Genomic DNA, 15,921 nt, shown 5'->3' with positions numbered 1-15,921 from the left:
AGTGATTGAATCTATTCGTTTCAATCGCTCTTAATTACAGTTTAATCACCTTCTAGATTTTAATTTAATGCAAGAAGAAAAAAATATTAACGTTACCGAAACGCTTGATGCAGGCGCGTACGAAATCATCCGAAAAAGACTTCTTACACAAAAAGATTTTCTTTCGGAAAGATTAACGAAATTGAATGATGCTCGAAAAGAAGTCTTCAATTCTACCAATTTTGCATTAAGCGCAAACCAAAGAATTACGACAGAAAATACATGCGTCGCACGTGGAATTATCGCGTTCGATAAATTGTGTATTTTTGGTTACAACGTGCATTTCGGTTTACGCACAGACATTCAGTTGAGCGATGTTTTTAGTATTTATCTGTTTCAAGAAAATCAATTTATTCCTCAACCTCTCGACTTAATAAACGATCAGAATTTCTTTACAGATTTTCAGAATTTATATAAATATTACCGCGATTCTATCTTTTCTAAATTTCGTAGAACAGATAATTATCTATACATGGTTTTCCAAACCAGTAAAAGCGCACAAGATTTGAAAGCGTTTAAATGGTTAATCAAAGACGGAAAATTAATTTATCAAGATGATCGCAGCATTCACGAAGTAAAAAAAGCAGATCAATTTGATTTTGAATGGCAAAAAACTTCTATCGATGATCGTCGATTAGGAAAGTTTCCACATATTTCTATTTTAGATAAGATTTTTATCGAAGCAATTGGTGGTGATATTACTTTTAAAATTGAAGATAATACGGATTCAGGAAAAGGAATTTTCACTGAAAAAGTGACACATTTAGATCAACAATTAGACGATGCCGAATATTATTATGCCGATTTAGGAAATCTAATTGCGGTTAAAATAAAACCGTTTCAAGAAGATTTCAGAGCCTATATTTACAATGTTCGCACCAAAGAAGTTATCAACATTCCTGCACTTTTAGATGCAGCAGTTCTGTTACCCGATAATCAAGGTTTAATTTTTTCGAATGGTTATTATTTACAAAACGGAACGTATCATCTTTTCGATAATAATAATTTAGAGCATTTTCAATTTTTCCGTCGTGTAAATTCTCCGAACGGAGAAGATTTTATGTACATTTTCAATCAAGATGAAACCAATACATACATTCTTTTATCGTACAATATCATTCAACAAACTGTGGAAACACCTATAGTTTGTAATGGTTTTACGATTTTTAAAGATGGAAGTTTAATTTATTTCCGCACCGAAGAAGAAGCGACAAGACATCATCAAGTTCAAATTTGGCAAACACCTTATGTTGAACGTTTGATTGAAAATACAGAGAAAACAAATCATCCATTATATAAAATTGGGAACAAAGACATTGTGAAAGCAATGGCTGAATCTCAGGAGGTTATTCAATTAATCAACAAAGAAGATTCGTACGAAGGTTTATACGAGGACATTGTAAAAAAAGCGAATAATATTGTAGATGGCTATTTTTGGATTAATGATCAAGAGACTTTTGAGCTTGCTGTTCCTTTATTAGAAATAAAAACAGTTGCCAATACAGCGATTGATGAATTTGCTAAAGTTCAAATTCAGAAAAAATTTGCGCAAGAAACCTTAGAAAAAACGGAAGAATCGATTGAAGAAATCGTTTTCAAAGTAAATAGCACAACGTACAATCAATTGGATTTATTGGTTGAACATTTAGCTGAGGCTCGTAAAATTCAAGGAAAAGTTATTGATTTACGTTCAATTCGCTACATCAATTTAGAGCGTGTTCAAGAATTAGAAAACCGATTGCAAGAGGTAAACGAAAATTTATCAACCAAAACAATTGAGTTTCTTTTATTGGATGAAGCACTAATTCCATACGAAGAAAAAGTTGCTGAACAGAAAAACTTAGTAGCTTCTATCGAAAAAGTCATTGATGCGAAAGTTATCGAAGAAGCCTGTCTTAAAATTGCCTCAGAATTAGAATTATTGATTGATATTCTGAACAGTTTAAAAATTGAAGACGCAACACAAACAACAAAAATCATTGAGAAAATCTCGGTTATTTTTGCTTCGCTTAACGAAGTTCGTGCCCAATTAACACGTCAAACTTCTGCGTTAAAAAGCAAAGAAGCTGTTGCAGAATTTTCTGCTCAAATCACGTTGTTAGAACAAAGTGTGGTTAACTTTTTAGAATTATCAACAACTGCCGAAAAAACGGAAGAATACAATACAAAAATAATTGTTCAACTTGAAGAATTAGAAAGTAAATTTTCTGATTTTGATGATTTCGCCTTGAAAATTGCAGATAAGCGCGACGAAATTATCAAGGCATTCAATTCGAAACGTGAACAATTAGTTGAACAAACCAACAAACGCACCAATTCATTAGAACAAATTGGCTTGCGCGTCTTGAAAAATATCGAAAATAAAGCCAAAACTTTTTCTGAGAAAGAAGAAATTTTAGCGTTTTATTCTTCGGATTTAATGATTGACAAAATGCGTCAAATCATTCAAGAATTGAAGGATTTAAAAGATGTTTCGAAAGCCGAAAACCTTGAAAATCTATTAAAAAAATCGCAAGAAGATACGCTTCGTGTTTTACGAGATAAAACTGAACTTTTTGTTGATGGGCAAAATATTATTGCGCTTGGTCAAAATAAATTTACGGTCAATACGCAGCAATTAGCGCTGACATTGTTGAATCGTAACAACGAATTATTTTATCATTTAACAGGTACAAGTTTCTATCAAAAAGTTAAAAACGATGAGATTTATCGTTACCAAGATATTTGGAACCAAGAATTTGTTTCGGAAAATCAATTGGTTTATCGTGCTGAATATTTAGCTTATCAAGCTTTTTTAGCAAGAAATGAAAACGATTTTGATGCTGAAAAATTTATCAATCAAATCATTGAACAAAATTATTCGGAAGGTTATATAAAAGGCGTTCACAATTTTGATGCGTTTCGAATTTTTACTGAATTGGTCAACATAAATTCGAAATTAGATGTGTTGCAATTTGATGCGCCAACTCGTACAACTGCTCAAATTTTTTGCCATTCTTTAGAAAAGAATTTGCAAGATAAGTTGAATGCAATGATTAATTCGGCTCAATTAATTTTGAAAAATTTTCCGAATTCAACTCGATTTGAAAATATTCTAAATGAAATCAAATCGCTTTTTGAAAATTGGGAAACTGAATGGGATAAAACAATAACAACTTCAGAAAAAGTTGCCAATTATTTGTTTAGAACTTTCACAAAATATCAAGCTTTTTCGATGAGTAATGAAGCTGAAAATTTTCGAAAAGAATTCATTAATTACTTAGAGAAAAATAAAAATTCAGATGATTTTAATGCGTTGATTGCAGATGAACAATTTTCTTCAACCGAAAAATTTTACTTGATCGAAAACTGGATTCATTCTTTTATCGATGAAAATGAAAATTTTTCAACTTACAGAAATGTTGTAAATGAAGTAGCAACGATGTTATTGTTTTCTAAAGATAAATTTCAGTTAATAAATGGAAATTCATCTATTATAATTGAAGATTTAAAAGGAAATCATACCGTAATAATTGATGGTATTTATACACAAAATTATCATGAAATCATTTCTAAATTAGAGCATTTTTCAACTGTTGATGTTCCAAATTTTAAATCATTCCAAAAGTTAAAAGAAGAAATTTCGAAAGCTTATGAAAAGGATTTAAAAATCGCAGAATTTGAACCAAAAGTTTTAACATCATTTGTTCGAAATAAATTAATCAACGAAGTTTATTTTCCTTTAATCGGAAATAATTTAGCCAAACAATTGGGAACTGCAGGCGATAACAAGCGTACTGCACGAATGGGAATGTTGTTGTTAATTTCGCCTCCTGGTTATGGAAAAACGACGTTGATGGAGTATTTAGCAAAAACAATGGGCCTACATTTTGTGAAAGTAAATGGACCAACAATTGGACATAATATTACATCAATCGATCCAATAGAAGCCAAAACTTCTGGAGAAAGAGAGGAATTAAAAAAGATAAATCTTTCGTTTGAAATGGCAGATAATGTAATGTTGTACTTGGACGATATTCAGCATTTGAGTGCCGAATTTTTACAGAAATTTATTTCATTAGCCGATGGACAGCGAAAAATTGATGGAATTTTTGAAGGAGAAAGTAAAACCTACGATTTACGCGGAAAACGTTTTTGCATTGTAATGGCAGGAAATCCATATACGGAAAGCGGCTCTAAATTTCAGATTCCAGATATGTTGGCTAATCGTGCTGATGTTTATAATTTGGGTGATGTAATTGGTGATACGGAAACGTTGTTCAATTTAAGTTTGATTGAAAATGCAACAGGAGATAATCCTTATTTGGATAAAATTGCTTCAAAAAGTTTGACAGATTTTTACAAGTTAACAAATTTTGTAACCGAAAATCAAGAACAACTTCCGGATTTGGAAGGCAATTATTTGAAACAAGAAATTGATGATTTTATTGCAGTTCTAAAACATGTGATTAAGATTAGAAATATTGTCGTAAAAGTCAATCAAAATTATATTTCGAGCGCAGCAATGCAAGATGATTACAGAACGGAACCGCCTTTCAAAATGCAAGGTTCGTACAGAAATATGTCAAAATTGGTTTCGAAAATTGTTCCAATGATGAACGAAAAAGAAATTAACGAAACTATTTTAGCGCATTACGAAAGTGAATCGCAAACATTGACAACAGATACAGAATCGAATTTGTTGCGATTAAAAGAAATTGCAGGTTTGATAACTGCTAAAGAAAAAGAACGTTGGGAAACGATAAAAGCAACCTTTGTAAAAAATAACAAACACGGTGGCTTGAATAAAGACGATAAAGTTTTTGCTCAATTGCTCGAATTCAATGAAAATTTGGAAGGAATTATCCAAGCTATTTTGAAAAAATAAACTAAAAGCCGCTCATTGAGCGGCTTTTTTTTATTCACTAAATTTATCTCCTCTGAATATTTTCACAGGATTCCCTCTTGCAATAGACGTTTGATTATTCCATTTTTTTTGAACCAAGTCCTTCAATTTATTGGTTTCAAATCCTTGTAATTTCAATAACAAACGAGTTGTTGCAGTTTTTTTGTTCTGATGTTGTGAACGTAAATCCATCGAAACAGCCGAAATTCCACTTGGTTGATGTATCGCACGAACAGCCGAATTTACTTTGTTTACATTTTGTCCACCATTTCCAGAGCTTCGCATTGTTTGGTATATAATTTCATTCGGATTGATTGAATTTTCTTTCGGAATTTCTAATTCAAAACAACCAATAAACCAATTTTTTCGTTGATGAAATTTTCGGTATGGACTTTTACCAATCCATAAAATTGCTCCAAGCCAAGTTTTTAAAAACGTGTTTAAATCATTTCCTTCAAGTTCTATAATCACAGATGAAAGTTGATGAAAATCTTTATCCATTTCTCTTTCAATTATGTCAAACTTAATTTCAGATTTTGTGCACGCTTCCGAAAACTTTTTAAAAACATTAGTCACCACAAAATTGCATTCCGCTGGTCCTCTACCCGATGTAAGTTGAATAATTTTTTTCCTCATCATTATTTATCCATTCGTACAATTTTCGGTGTAAAAGTTCCCAACACTTTCACTAATTCAGTCTGTAAATTCATCACCGTTTTTATGTTTTTATATGCCAAAGGTGCTTCATCTACACTTCCGCCAATCAGCTCAATTCCTGCATCTTTCAATTGTGAATTCATAAAACTTTTAGTAATTGTTGATTTACATTTCGCACGCGACATTTTTCGTCCCGCACCATGCGAAGCCGAATTAATACTCAATTCATTTCCCAAACCTTCAACAATGTAACCGTTCGCGGTCATCGAACCTGGAATAATTCCTAAAATTCCTTTTCAAGCTGGCGTCGCTCCTTTACGATGAACAATTCGTTCCGTTCCTTCAACCATTTCTTTCCACGCAAAATTGTGATGATTTTCGATGTTAAAAACGATACGTTTTCCCAAAGCTTTCGCAATTCTTCGGTGAATATCATCGTGACAAGCCTTGGCATATTCGCCAGCCAAATTCATCGCTGCCCAATATTCTTGGCCATCGTACGTGTCCAAATCTAACCAAGCCAAATGCTGAACTTGCTTCGGAAGTGGACATTGTTTCGTCGCCAAATACGTATAATGTTTTGCAATATTTGCACCCAAACCACGCGAACCACTATGCGATAAAACAGCCAAATATTCTCCTGGAATCAAGTTCCATTCAGGTTTTACCTCATCTAATTTCACAATCCCAAATTCAACAAAATGATTCCCTCCACCAGAAGTTCCTAATTGTTGATAAGCTTTTGTTTTTAAACTTTTCAAGATTGGAATTTCATCAAAAATAGAACGTTCAAAAATTTCATGATCCGCTTTTAGTTTATGCGTTTCATACATTCCGAATTTGGTATGATCTTGCAAAATCTGAATCAATTGATGCGATTTTCCTTTCAAAAAACTAGCTGGCAAATCGTAAACCGAAAGACTCATTCTACAACCAATATCCACACCAACTCCATAAGGAATCACCGCATTATCCGTCGCTAAGACACCTCCGATTGGCAATCCATACCCCGAATGCGCATCTGGCATCAAAGCTCCTTTTACCGAAATTGGCAATTTCAATGCATCATATAATTGAAATTTTGCTTGCTCGTCAATTTCATTTTCTCCAAAAATCGAAAAAGGTGAACGCGTTGTTTTTAATTCTTGTAATCTAACCTCAACTGGTTTTATTAATCCTTCCGCAACTTTTCCCCAAATTCCGTGACCGATGTATTTTTCTGGCTCAAGTAAAACTTCTTTTGCTTCGTTAATAATCGTTTGTTTCTTTTCTTTTTTTCTGTATCGATGAATTTGCCCAATTGCAATATTGATCGAATTATATTTTGGAAAGCCTATTTTTATAAAGTCCTTTCCAGAGATTTTATTTCCCATGATTAATATCTTTTAGATAACTGATGTTCTTTTTCCATCAGCATTTCAGCGATTTCAATCGCTAAATTTTTATTATTAAAAAATTTCCTTTTTGTAAAAGGATTTTTAAATTTTGGTTTTCGTTCATACGAATACCCTCCTCCAACTATTTTCTTTAAAAGGATTCCTTGATTTTTATACTTGTCAAAAAAATGATCGATTTGCGCTTCTTCGCGCTTCAAATCAATATCAAGCGGTTTGTAATACGTAATCATATTTGGTTTTATAATCAATCGAAAACGCCACGGTTGTAGAAATTCATAAATTCCTTTGAAACGTTTTGTCTTGGGATCATACACCTGAATACACACAAAATATAGACGTTCTTCATCATTCAAAATTGAATACGGACCTGAATATTCGTAAGGTTGCAATTGTTTCAACTCTTGAATTCTCTGAACATAAATTCGCTTTCCGTTTCGTTTTCGTTTTTTTACAAACTTTCGCGTTTCTGCATATTGAGAAGTATTTATTTTCTTTAGAATTTGAGTAAAAAACTCAATCTCATTTTCTTTTTTAATATCTTCTCTCAATACAATATATCGCTCAAAACCTTTTTGACACGGCTCTTTTAAAAGAACAAGCGGAATTTCTTTTTGTTCTTTAAAAATTTCTTTTTGACGTTTATATTTCTCTCTTACATTTTTTTCTTTCGTTGTTTTTACACTTCTTTTCCTCGCTCTTTTTGTTCGTAATTGAGTAGAAAAGAAAATTGAATCTTCCATAAAATGGATTATTTGATTGCAAATAATTATTTTGAAATAATTAGCGCTAACTATTTCTTCTTCGGAAGTTTTTAGAAGTTATTCTGAATCTAGAATGGAATAATAAAAGAAAAAGCCCGAAGAATCCTCCGGGCTTTTGATATAATAAGTAAATTATTTACGATTTATAAGCACGAAGAATGCTCATTGCAAAATCTGTTGCAATAGCTAAAAACTGATATGTCTTTTCTTTGAACATTTTATTTCTTCGTTATTAAATTGTTATACGTTATGATTTTTATCAGTGCAAATTTAAGTCAATAAAATTCACATTTCCAAATCCTTTGTGAAATTTCACTAAAAATAGGGAGAAAAATATTATTGATTTTTAACATTCATTTAGTTGAAGAAGTTCCTTTCAAAATTTCATCAGTTAATTCCATTATCTTGGTTGAAGAATTTGATAAAATAATTACATCTTTATCATTAGTCCAATGTTTATTTCCATTAAAATCTACCACAGAAAATTTTACTTTTCCTTTCAAATCTTTCAATAAGTCATTTACGATATAAATTTTGTACACATTTTCTTCTTTTTCTACTGAAATTAGCACATTTTCGAAACTTCTTTTCACTTGATAATGTAACGCTTTCCAATTTCCTAATTTATCCAAAGACGACCACGAAGTTACTGGCCAAACGTCATTCAATTGCCAATACAAACTTCCCATATTATAAGGTTTTGCACGTCGATGTGCTTCAATTGCCAACTGAATTCCGCGTGCTTGTAACAATTGAGAAACGTAGTTGTACTGCACAAAATCGGTCGGAACAACATAATCTCGCTGCATATATTCGTTGATTGTTTCCCAACCTTTTGGATGTTTTTGATGCGCTAAAATTATTGCAGAATTTTTACTCAATGTATCTTTTTCAGAAAACATTGATTTCACCGTTTTCAACGTTGGCATTCCTTGAAAACCATATTCAGAAGCAAAACGTGGAACTTTTTTTTCATACGTTTCAAACGGTTCCATTCCCCACCAAACGCCCCAATAATGCGAATCTCCTTGCGTCAAACTTTCTTTTCTTCCCCAACCAATCGAAGGTGAAGACGGCCAATAGCGATTCTCTGATTTTGGTAAAATCGAATCTAAAACATTCGGAATAATATGATGAAAAGTCGTTTGATAATCTTTCCAAATACTCAACGAATCTTGTTTCGACCAGCCCATTTGTTTCTGATATCCCCAATTTTTCCACGCTTCATCAATTTCATTATTTCCACACCAAAGCGCAATAGAAGTATGATTTTTTAGGCGATTCACTTGATCAATTGTTTCTTGTTTTACATTGTGAAGAAAATCTTGATCGCCAGGATAAAAAGCACAAGCGTACATAAAATCTTGCCAAACCAACAAACCTTTTTCGTCGCATAATTCATAAAAATAATCGTCCTCATAAATTCCACCACCCCAAATACGAATCATATTCATATTGGCTTCAACCGAACTATTTATCAACTTTTCATAATCATTTTTTGAAACTCGTGAAACAAAATTATCTTGCGGAATATAATTTGCACCTTTCATATAAGTTGGAACCCTATTCACTTTAAAATAAAACCTAGAGCCAACTTCGTCTTTTTCTTGTACCAATTCTATCGTACGTAAACCAAATTTTAAATACTTAAATATCTGTTCATTCCCTTGTTTAATTTTGAATTGATAATCGTATAAATACTGTTCGCCCATTCCATTTGGCCACCATAATTTTGGATTGTGAATCGTTTCATCAATCGAAAAATGATTAATTCCTTTGGTTAATTTTTGAGTGATTATTTTCTGATTAAAATTAATTTCTACAGCTGTATTTTGTTCCGATTGGATAATAAATTTAAACTTTACTTTCGCTTGATTTTTATCCAATTTGACAATTTCATAAGACAAGTCATTCAGTTTTAAATTATTCCAAGAAATAAGTTCAATTGGTTTATAAATCGCAACCGTTACCAATCTTGGTCCCCAATCCCAACCATACTGATATTGCGCTTTTCGAGTAAAAACACGCTCACCTTCTGGTATTTATATGGAAGAAGATTTGCTAATCGTTTTCCTTCATTAGGCGACGATTTGAATTGTATTTCGAGCAAATTATTTTTATCTTTCAGTAAATCTTTGACCGAAACTTCCCAAATTCGAAACATATTATTCGCATCCAGAATTAATTTTCCGTTCAGAAAAACTTTTGCATATGTATCCAATCCATTAAATTTTAACTGAATGTTTTGCGCTTTTCGTTCGGCTTCAGTCAAATCAAAAGAAGTTTTGTAGTTCCAATCTTCGTTTTCTACCCATTGCACTTTTGCATCATTAACGTCTTTGTAAGGATTTGGAATAATATTATTTAACATCAAATCGGTATGAACAGAACCAGGAATCTCAGCTTTCAGCCATTTTGAATCTCCTTTTTGTTGAAAAGTCCAATTCTCTAAATTCAAATTTCGAGTCGTTTGAGCAGAAAGTTGAATAAATGTAAAAAAAGTAATAACAAAAAATAGTAATCTCCTCATTTTGTGCTGATTTTCATAAGGATAAAATTAGGTTTAAAATTCATATAAACACAAAAGAGATTATTAAAAACAATTTCTTTTGTTGAATACATAATATAGGCTTCGTTAATTATGGGAATAACGAATATGCTAAACTTAGGTTGACCCGGCTATATTTGAATTTCAGAAAAAAGCAACTGATTATTCAATCGATTTGTACAATCAAGATCAAGCGGAAACTACAAAAAAATGGAAATGATTCTTCTATCAATTTAAAACAAGTTATGCGAGAAGAAAATTTAATGGATTATGATTTTGAAAGTGCTAAATTTAGAATTCAAGAATTACATTCAAACTTTTTCAAAACGCTAAACGAGCATTCTAAGCAAAAACTAACACCTCTTAATTTGAAATATTGTTCGTATATCTATCTTGGTTTAGACACCAAACAAATTGCAACTCTTCTTAATATTGAACCAAAAAGTGTACGAATAACAAAGTATCGTTTGAAACAAAAATTTGGTCTAGTAAAAGAAGATAAATTATATACTTTTTTTCATCGGATAATTGCCTAGATTTATTTTTTAGTAAAAAACACACTTCAACTCTCGTTAATTTATTAAAATATAATTCATAATATTTTTCAAAATACTTGCAGTCTGCACGGAAAAGATTATTTTTGCCTATTCGACAAATAGAATATGAAAAATATCCGTAATTTCTGTATTATCGCCCATATTGACCATGGTAAAAGTACCTTGGCCGATCGTTTATTGCAAGTAACAAACACGATTTCTGATCGTGAGTTACAAAATCAAACTTTAGACGATATGGATTTGGAACGCGAACGCGGAATCACAATTAAATCGCACGCCATCCAAATGGAATATGAAAAAGATGGTGAAAAATATATTTTAAATTTAATTGACACTCCTGGTCACGTGGATTTTTCTTACGAGGTTTCTCGTTCGATTGCCGCTTGTGAAGGAGCTTTGTTAATTGTAGATGCTGCACAAAGTATACAAGCACAAACCATTTCTAACCTTTATTTGGCTTTAGAAAATGATTTGGAAATCATTCCAGTTTTGAACAAAATCGATTTACCTTCTGCAAATCCAGAAGAAGTAACAGACGATATTGTTGATTTGATTGGTTGTGATCCCGAAGATGTTTTGCGTGTAAGTGGAAAAACAGGTGAAGGTGTGTTAGAATTGTTACACACAATTATCGAGAAAGTTCCTGCACCAGTTGGTGATCCAGATGCACCGTTACAAGCCTTGATTTTTGACTCTGTTTATAATCCTTTCCGAGGAATTGAAGCTTTTTACAAAGTGGTAAATGGAGAAATCAAAAAAGGAGATCAAGTAAAATTCATGGCTACCAACAAAAAATATGGTGCCGATGAAATTGGAACATTAAAACTGAATCAAGTTGAGAAGAAAGTCATTAAAACTGGAGATGTAGGTTATATTATTTCTGGAATTAAAGAAGCTTCTGAGGTAAAAGTTGGAGATACAATTACATTAGTTGAGAATCCTGCAAGCGAAGCTATTGATGGTTTCGAGGAAGTAAAACCAATGGTTTTCGCTGGTATTTATCCGGTTGACACAGAAGATTACGAAGATTTGCGTGCTTCTATCGAAAAGTTACGTTTGAATGATGCTTCATTAACTTTTGAAGCTGAATCTTCTGCTGCTTTAGGTTTCGGTTTCCGTTGTGGATTCTTAGGAATGTTACACTTAGAAATTATTCAGGAGCGTTTAGAACGTGAGTTCAACATGACGGTAATTACAACTGTTCCTAACGTTTCGTATGAAGCGTACTTGGAAAAAGATCCAGAAAAAATGATTCCGGTTCATAATCCATCTGAATTACCAGATCCATCAGGATTAAATCGTGTTGAAGAACCATATATTCGAGCAGCAATCATTACAAAATCTGAATTCGTAGGTCCTGTAATGAGTTTATGTATTGAGAAACGTGGTGAATTACAATCTCAAAACTATTTAACTCAACATAGAGTAGAAATGATTTTCAATATGCCTTTGGCTGAAGTTGTTTTCGATTTTTATGATCGATTAAAATCTATTTCAAAAGGATATGCATCGTTTGATTATGCACCTTCTGGAATGAAAGCTTCAAAATTGGTAAAAGTTGACATCATGATTAACGGTGAAGTTGTAGATGCTTTATCTGCCTTAATTCACGTTGATAATGCCTACAATATTGGAAAGAAAATGTGTGAAAAATTACGCGAATTAATTCCTCGTCAACAGTTTGATATTCCAATTCAAGCCGCGATTGGTGCAAAAATTATTGCGCGTGAAACAATCAAAGCATTACGTAAAGACGTTACTGCAAAATGTTATGGTGGTGATATTTCTCGTAAACGTAAGTTATTAGAAAAACAAAAAGCTGGTAAGAAGAAAATGCGTCAAATTGGACGTGTAGAAGTTCCCCAATCTGCATTCTTAGCTGTTTTGAAATTGAATGATTAAAATTCTTTTTATATACCAAAAGCCGTTCTAATGAACGGCTTTTTTTGTAACAATTGGTAAAATATTTATACTAATAAATTAAGCATCAACATTATGAAAAATTTATTAAAATTAGAACAATTAGCAATTTTAATTGTAACGCTAATCATCTATTATAAACTTGATTATTCCTGGTTTTTGTTTGCAATTCTTTTTCTTGCTCCCGATATTTTTATGTTAGGTTATCTTTTTGGAAATAAGATTGGCGCAATATCTTATAATTTTATTCATAATTATTTTACGACAATTTCATTGATTCTCATTGGTTATTTTTTACACATTGAATGGTGTTTAATGATTGGATTAATTTTTTTCGCTCATATTGCGTTAGATCGTTTTTTAGGATTTGGTCTCAAAAAATATGATGGTTTCAAATCCACTCATTTAGATAATTTATAACATCACAACCTCATCTGTTGAACCTTTTTCTAAAATTTCTAAAATACTTCGCATCGTAATTTCTGAAATTTGTTCCAACGCTTCTTGTGTAAAAAAAGCTTGATGCGCAGTTACCAAAACATTTGGAAAACTCATCAATCGCTGAATCATGTCATCCTGAATAATTTCTGCTGATAAATCTTTGAAGAATAATTTTTCTTCTTGTTCATAAACATCAATTCCCAAATAACCAATTTTATGATTTTTTAAAGCTTCAATCGCTTCATGTGTATTGATTAATCCACCTCTACTCGTATTAATAATCGTTACGCCATCTTTCATCATCGCAATCGTTTCTTGATTAATCATGTAATGATTTTCTGGCGTCAGCGGACAATGCAACGAAATAATATCTGAAGTTTTAAACAACTTATCCAGCTCAACATATTCCACGCCATTATTCATCAATTCTTGATCTGGATACAAATCATAAGCAATAATCTTACATCCAAAACCTTTCGCAATATTGATAAAAGCCTTTCCTATTTTTCCTGTTCCAACAATTCCAATCGTCTTCTGAAAAAGATTAAAACCAAGTAAACCGTTCAATGCAAAATTTTGTTCACGAACACGATTATAAGCTTTATGTGTTTTTCGATTCAATGTTAACAACATCGCCATTGTATGTTCAGCAACAGCCTCGGGAGAATATGCAGGAACACGACAAATTTTAATTCCAAATTCTTTCGCAGCTTCCAAATCGACATTATTAAAACCAGCACATCTCAATGCAATAATTTTAACGCCTTTTTTTGCTAAAACTTCAATGACTTGTCGGTTCACTTTATCATTCACAAACACACAAACAGCATGCTCATCTTCAATCGCGTTTACGATATGCGGACCTAAATGTGTTTCATAAAAATTAAGTTCAAAACCGTAATTTTTATTTTCAGCCTCAAAAAAAGTTTTGTCATAAGGCTTAGACGAAAAGAAAGCTATTTTCATTGAATTATTTTTAACTAATTTATGTTTTTAATTAATTGTAATTTACTTTCTACTTGATTATTATAAAATTTTAAATCATTCAAAATTAATTCATCCTCTATTTTTGATATTTTATTAAAAGCTATAAGCTGATGAATAAAAATTTCTAACTTCGTGAAAATTCAAATTCACACATGAAAAATATACTTTTATCAACGATTACATTAGCTTCTTTTACAGCTTTTGGACAAAATATTTCGAATCAAGCTATTGATAAAGTCACAGAAAATGCAATGAAAGCATTTGATGTTCCTGGAATGTCTGTTGCGGTTATCAAAGACAGGACAATTGTGCATTCGAAAGGTTATGGCGTAAAATCTCTTAAAACGGGAGAAAAAGTTCAGTCGAATACAAATTTTGGCATTGCTTCTAACTCGAAAGCTTTTACAGCAGCTGCTTTGGCGATTTTGGTTGATGAAGGAAATATAAAGTGGGATGATAAAGTGATTACGCACATTCCTGAATTCAAGATGTACAACGATTATGTAACCAAAGAGTTTACAATTCGTGATTTATTAACGCATCGAAGTGGATTAGGTTTGGGTGCTGGAGATTTGATGGTTTGGCCTGATGGACATAATTTCACTCCAAAAGATATTATTTCTAATATTCAGTTTTTAAAACCAGTTTCAGATTTCCGTGTAAAATATGATTACGATAATTTATTATACATTATTGCAGGAGTTGTGATTGAAAGAGTTTCGGGGCAATCTTGGACAGATTTTGTAACAAAAAGATTGTTGGAACCAATTGGAATGACGAATACTGCAGCGAATTGGCATTTGCTAAAAGACAAGAAAAATGCAATTAATCCGCACGTTCCAATTGACGGAAAATTACAAGTGATTGATCGTTATACGAACACCATTTTTGATGCAGCTGCAGGAATTTATTCGAATGTAGATGATCTTGCAAAATGGTTGCAATTCAATTTAGATAAAGGAAAAGTGAATGGAAAACAAATTATTTCGGAAAAACAAATGAACGAAATGATTACACCACAAACTTTACAACCAAATCGTACTACTCCACCTTATAATTCATTATTCAAAGCGTATGGTTTGGGATGGCAATTGCAGGATATGAACGGAAAATTGGAAGTTTCGCATACTGGTGGATTGGAAGGAATTGTAACACAAACGATGTTTTATCCTCAAGAAAAATTAGGAATTGTGATTTTGACAAACCAACAATCGGGTGCAGCTTTCCGAGCAATCTCGAATACAATCAAAGATTTTTACTTAAAAAATCCATCTACAGATTGGGTAAAAACGTATGATGATATAATGAAGAAAAATGTGGAAGAAGCCGATGTTATTACCGATGAAGTTTGGAAAACAGTTGAAGCAAATCAAAAAAATAAAGCCATCAAATTTGATTCAAAAAGTGTAATCGGAACGTATAAGGACAATTGGTTTGGTGATGTTGTAATTTATGAAAAGAAAGGAAAAATCATTTTCGAATCGAAACGTTCACCTCAATTAACTGGTGAAATGCTTTTTTACAAAGACAATACGTTTGCAGTAAAATGGTACAATCGTTATTTCCATGCAGACGCTTTTGTTTATGCAGAAATAAAAGATGGAAAAATGACAGGTTTCAAAATGAAGGCCATTTCTCCGTTAACAGATTTTAGTTACGACTTCCAAGATTTAGATTTTACGAGAAAATAAATTTTAATAAATACTAATCAAATGCGAAGTTCGAAATT

At 32.0% G+C, this 15,921-nt stretch carries 10 protein-coding genes and 1 pseudogene; 5 read left to right on the top strand and 6 right to left on the bottom strand.

Annotated elements, in window-relative coordinates; genetic code table 11:
- The first annotated feature begins 67 nt into the window (after nt 1-67).
- The gene (locus B4E59_RS07305) at nt 68-4,906 is read left to right on the top strand and encodes a DNA repair ATPase (RefSeq protein WP_221856599.1); all 4,839 of its coding nucleotides are present in this window, start codon (nt 68-70) and stop codon (nt 4,904-4,906) included.
- A 30-nt stretch (nt 4,907-4,936) separates the two neighbouring features.
- Here the strand turns inward: B4E59_RS07305 and prfH are convergent, their stop codons facing one another.
- From prfH to B4E59_RS07280, 5 genes and pseudogenes are all read right to left on the bottom strand, one after another.
- Entirely contained in the window at nt 4,937-5,560 is a 624-nt protein-coding gene (prfH, locus tag B4E59_RS07300) for a peptide chain release factor H (RefSeq protein ID WP_219035381.1), read from the bottom strand.
- Nucleotides 5,561-5,562: 2 nt separating this feature from the next.
- Nucleotides 5,563-6,954: pseudogene (locus B4E59_RS07295) on the bottom strand (RtcB family protein).
- A 2-nt stretch (nt 6,955-6,956) separates the two neighbouring features.
- Nucleotides 6,957-7,718, bottom strand: coding sequence for a hypothetical protein (locus B4E59_RS07290; RefSeq protein WP_219035379.1), 762 nt, complete (start codon nt 7,716-7,718; stop codon nt 6,957-6,959).
- 374 nt (nt 7,719-8,092) lie between these two features.
- Nucleotides 8,093-9,781 (bottom strand): beta-mannosidase, encoded by a 1,689-nt coding sequence (locus tag B4E59_RS07285; RefSeq protein ID WP_409450440.1) that lies wholly within the window; start codon nt 9,779-9,781, stop codon nt 8,093-8,095.
- Entirely contained in the window at nt 9,706-10,269 is a 564-nt protein-coding gene (locus tag B4E59_RS07280) for a glycosyl hydrolase 2 galactose-binding domain-containing protein (protein ID WP_219035377.1), read from the bottom strand. The genes B4E59_RS07285 and B4E59_RS07280 overlap by 76 nt, the downstream gene beginning before the upstream one ends.
- Before the next feature lie 263 nt (nt 10,270-10,532).
- Between B4E59_RS07280 and B4E59_RS07275 the strand changes: the two genes are divergently transcribed.
- The 3 genes from B4E59_RS07275 (at nt 10,533) to B4E59_RS07265 (ending at nt 13,184) form a co-directional block, all read left to right on the top strand.
- Nucleotides 10,533-10,823, top strand: coding sequence for a helix-turn-helix transcriptional regulator (locus B4E59_RS07275; protein WP_219035376.1), 291 nt, complete (start codon nt 10,533-10,535; stop codon nt 10,821-10,823).
- A 126-nt stretch (nt 10,824-10,949) separates the two neighbouring features.
- Nucleotides 10,950-12,746 carry a translation elongation factor 4 gene (gene lepA, locus B4E59_RS07270; RefSeq protein ID WP_038332533.1) on the top strand — a complete coding sequence of 599 codons (1,797 nt, stop codon included), beginning with the start codon at nt 10,950-10,952 and terminating at the stop codon, nt 12,744-12,746.
- 93 nt (nt 12,747-12,839) lie between these two features.
- Entirely contained in the window at nt 12,840-13,184 is a 345-nt protein-coding gene (locus B4E59_RS07265) for a DUF4260 domain-containing protein (RefSeq protein ID WP_125350035.1), read from the top strand.
- Here B4E59_RS07265 and B4E59_RS07260 read toward each other — a convergent pair.
- Nucleotides 13,179-14,171, bottom strand: a complete 993-nt coding sequence (locus B4E59_RS07260; RefSeq protein WP_125350034.1) for a 2-hydroxyacid dehydrogenase — start codon at nt 14,169-14,171, stop codon at nt 13,179-13,181. The two genes, B4E59_RS07265 and B4E59_RS07260, sit on opposite strands and share 6 nt — an antisense overlap.
- A 173-nt stretch (nt 14,172-14,344) precedes the next feature.
- Here B4E59_RS07260 and B4E59_RS07255 point away from each other — a divergent pair, with 173 nt between their 5' ends.
- Entirely contained in the window at nt 14,345-15,883 is a 1,539-nt protein-coding gene (locus tag B4E59_RS07255) for a serine hydrolase (protein WP_291047178.1), read from the top strand.
- Nucleotides 15,884-15,921: the final 38 nt, after the last annotated feature.

The organism is Empedobacter sp. UBA2044, assembly GCF_002333005.1.
In the GTDB taxonomy this organism is placed as follows: domain Bacteria; phylum Bacteroidota; class Bacteroidia; order Flavobacteriales; family Weeksellaceae; genus Empedobacter; species Empedobacter falsenii_B.
Note: the sequence above shows the minus strand (reverse complement) of the source record. Positions and strands in the feature narration are given on the sequence as shown.

What these genes read in the sequence shown, in the direction of transcription:
- B4E59_RS07305 (WP_221856599.1), top strand. Translation starts at nt 68, where the DNA reads ATGCAAGAAGAAAAAAATATTAACGTTACCGAAACGCTTGATGCAGGC.
- prfH (WP_219035381.1), bottom strand. Translation starts at nt 5,560, where the DNA reads ATGAGGAAAAAAATTATTCAACTTACATCGGGTAGAGGACCAGCGGAA.
- B4E59_RS07290 (WP_219035379.1), bottom strand. Translation starts at nt 7,718, where the DNA reads ATGGAAGATTCAATTTTCTTTTCTACTCAATTACGAACAAAAAGAGCG.
- B4E59_RS07280 (WP_219035377.1), bottom strand. Translation starts at nt 10,269, where the DNA reads ATGAGGAGATTACTATTTTTTGTTATTACTTTTTTTACATTTATTCAA.
- B4E59_RS07275 (WP_219035376.1), top strand. Translation starts at nt 10,533, where the DNA reads ATGCGAGAAGAAAATTTAATGGATTATGATTTTGAAAGTGCTAAATTT.
- lepA (WP_038332533.1), top strand. Translation starts at nt 10,950, where the DNA reads ATGAAAAATATCCGTAATTTCTGTATTATCGCCCATATTGACCATGGT.
- B4E59_RS07265 (WP_125350035.1), top strand. Translation starts at nt 12,840, where the DNA reads ATGAAAAATTTATTAAAATTAGAACAATTAGCAATTTTAATTGTAACG.
- B4E59_RS07260 (WP_125350034.1), bottom strand. Translation starts at nt 14,171, where the DNA reads ATGAAAATAGCTTTCTTTTCGTCTAAGCCTTATGACAAAACTTTTTTT.
- B4E59_RS07255 (WP_291047178.1), top strand. Translation starts at nt 14,345, where the DNA reads ATGAAAAATATACTTTTATCAACGATTACATTAGCTTCTTTTACAGCT.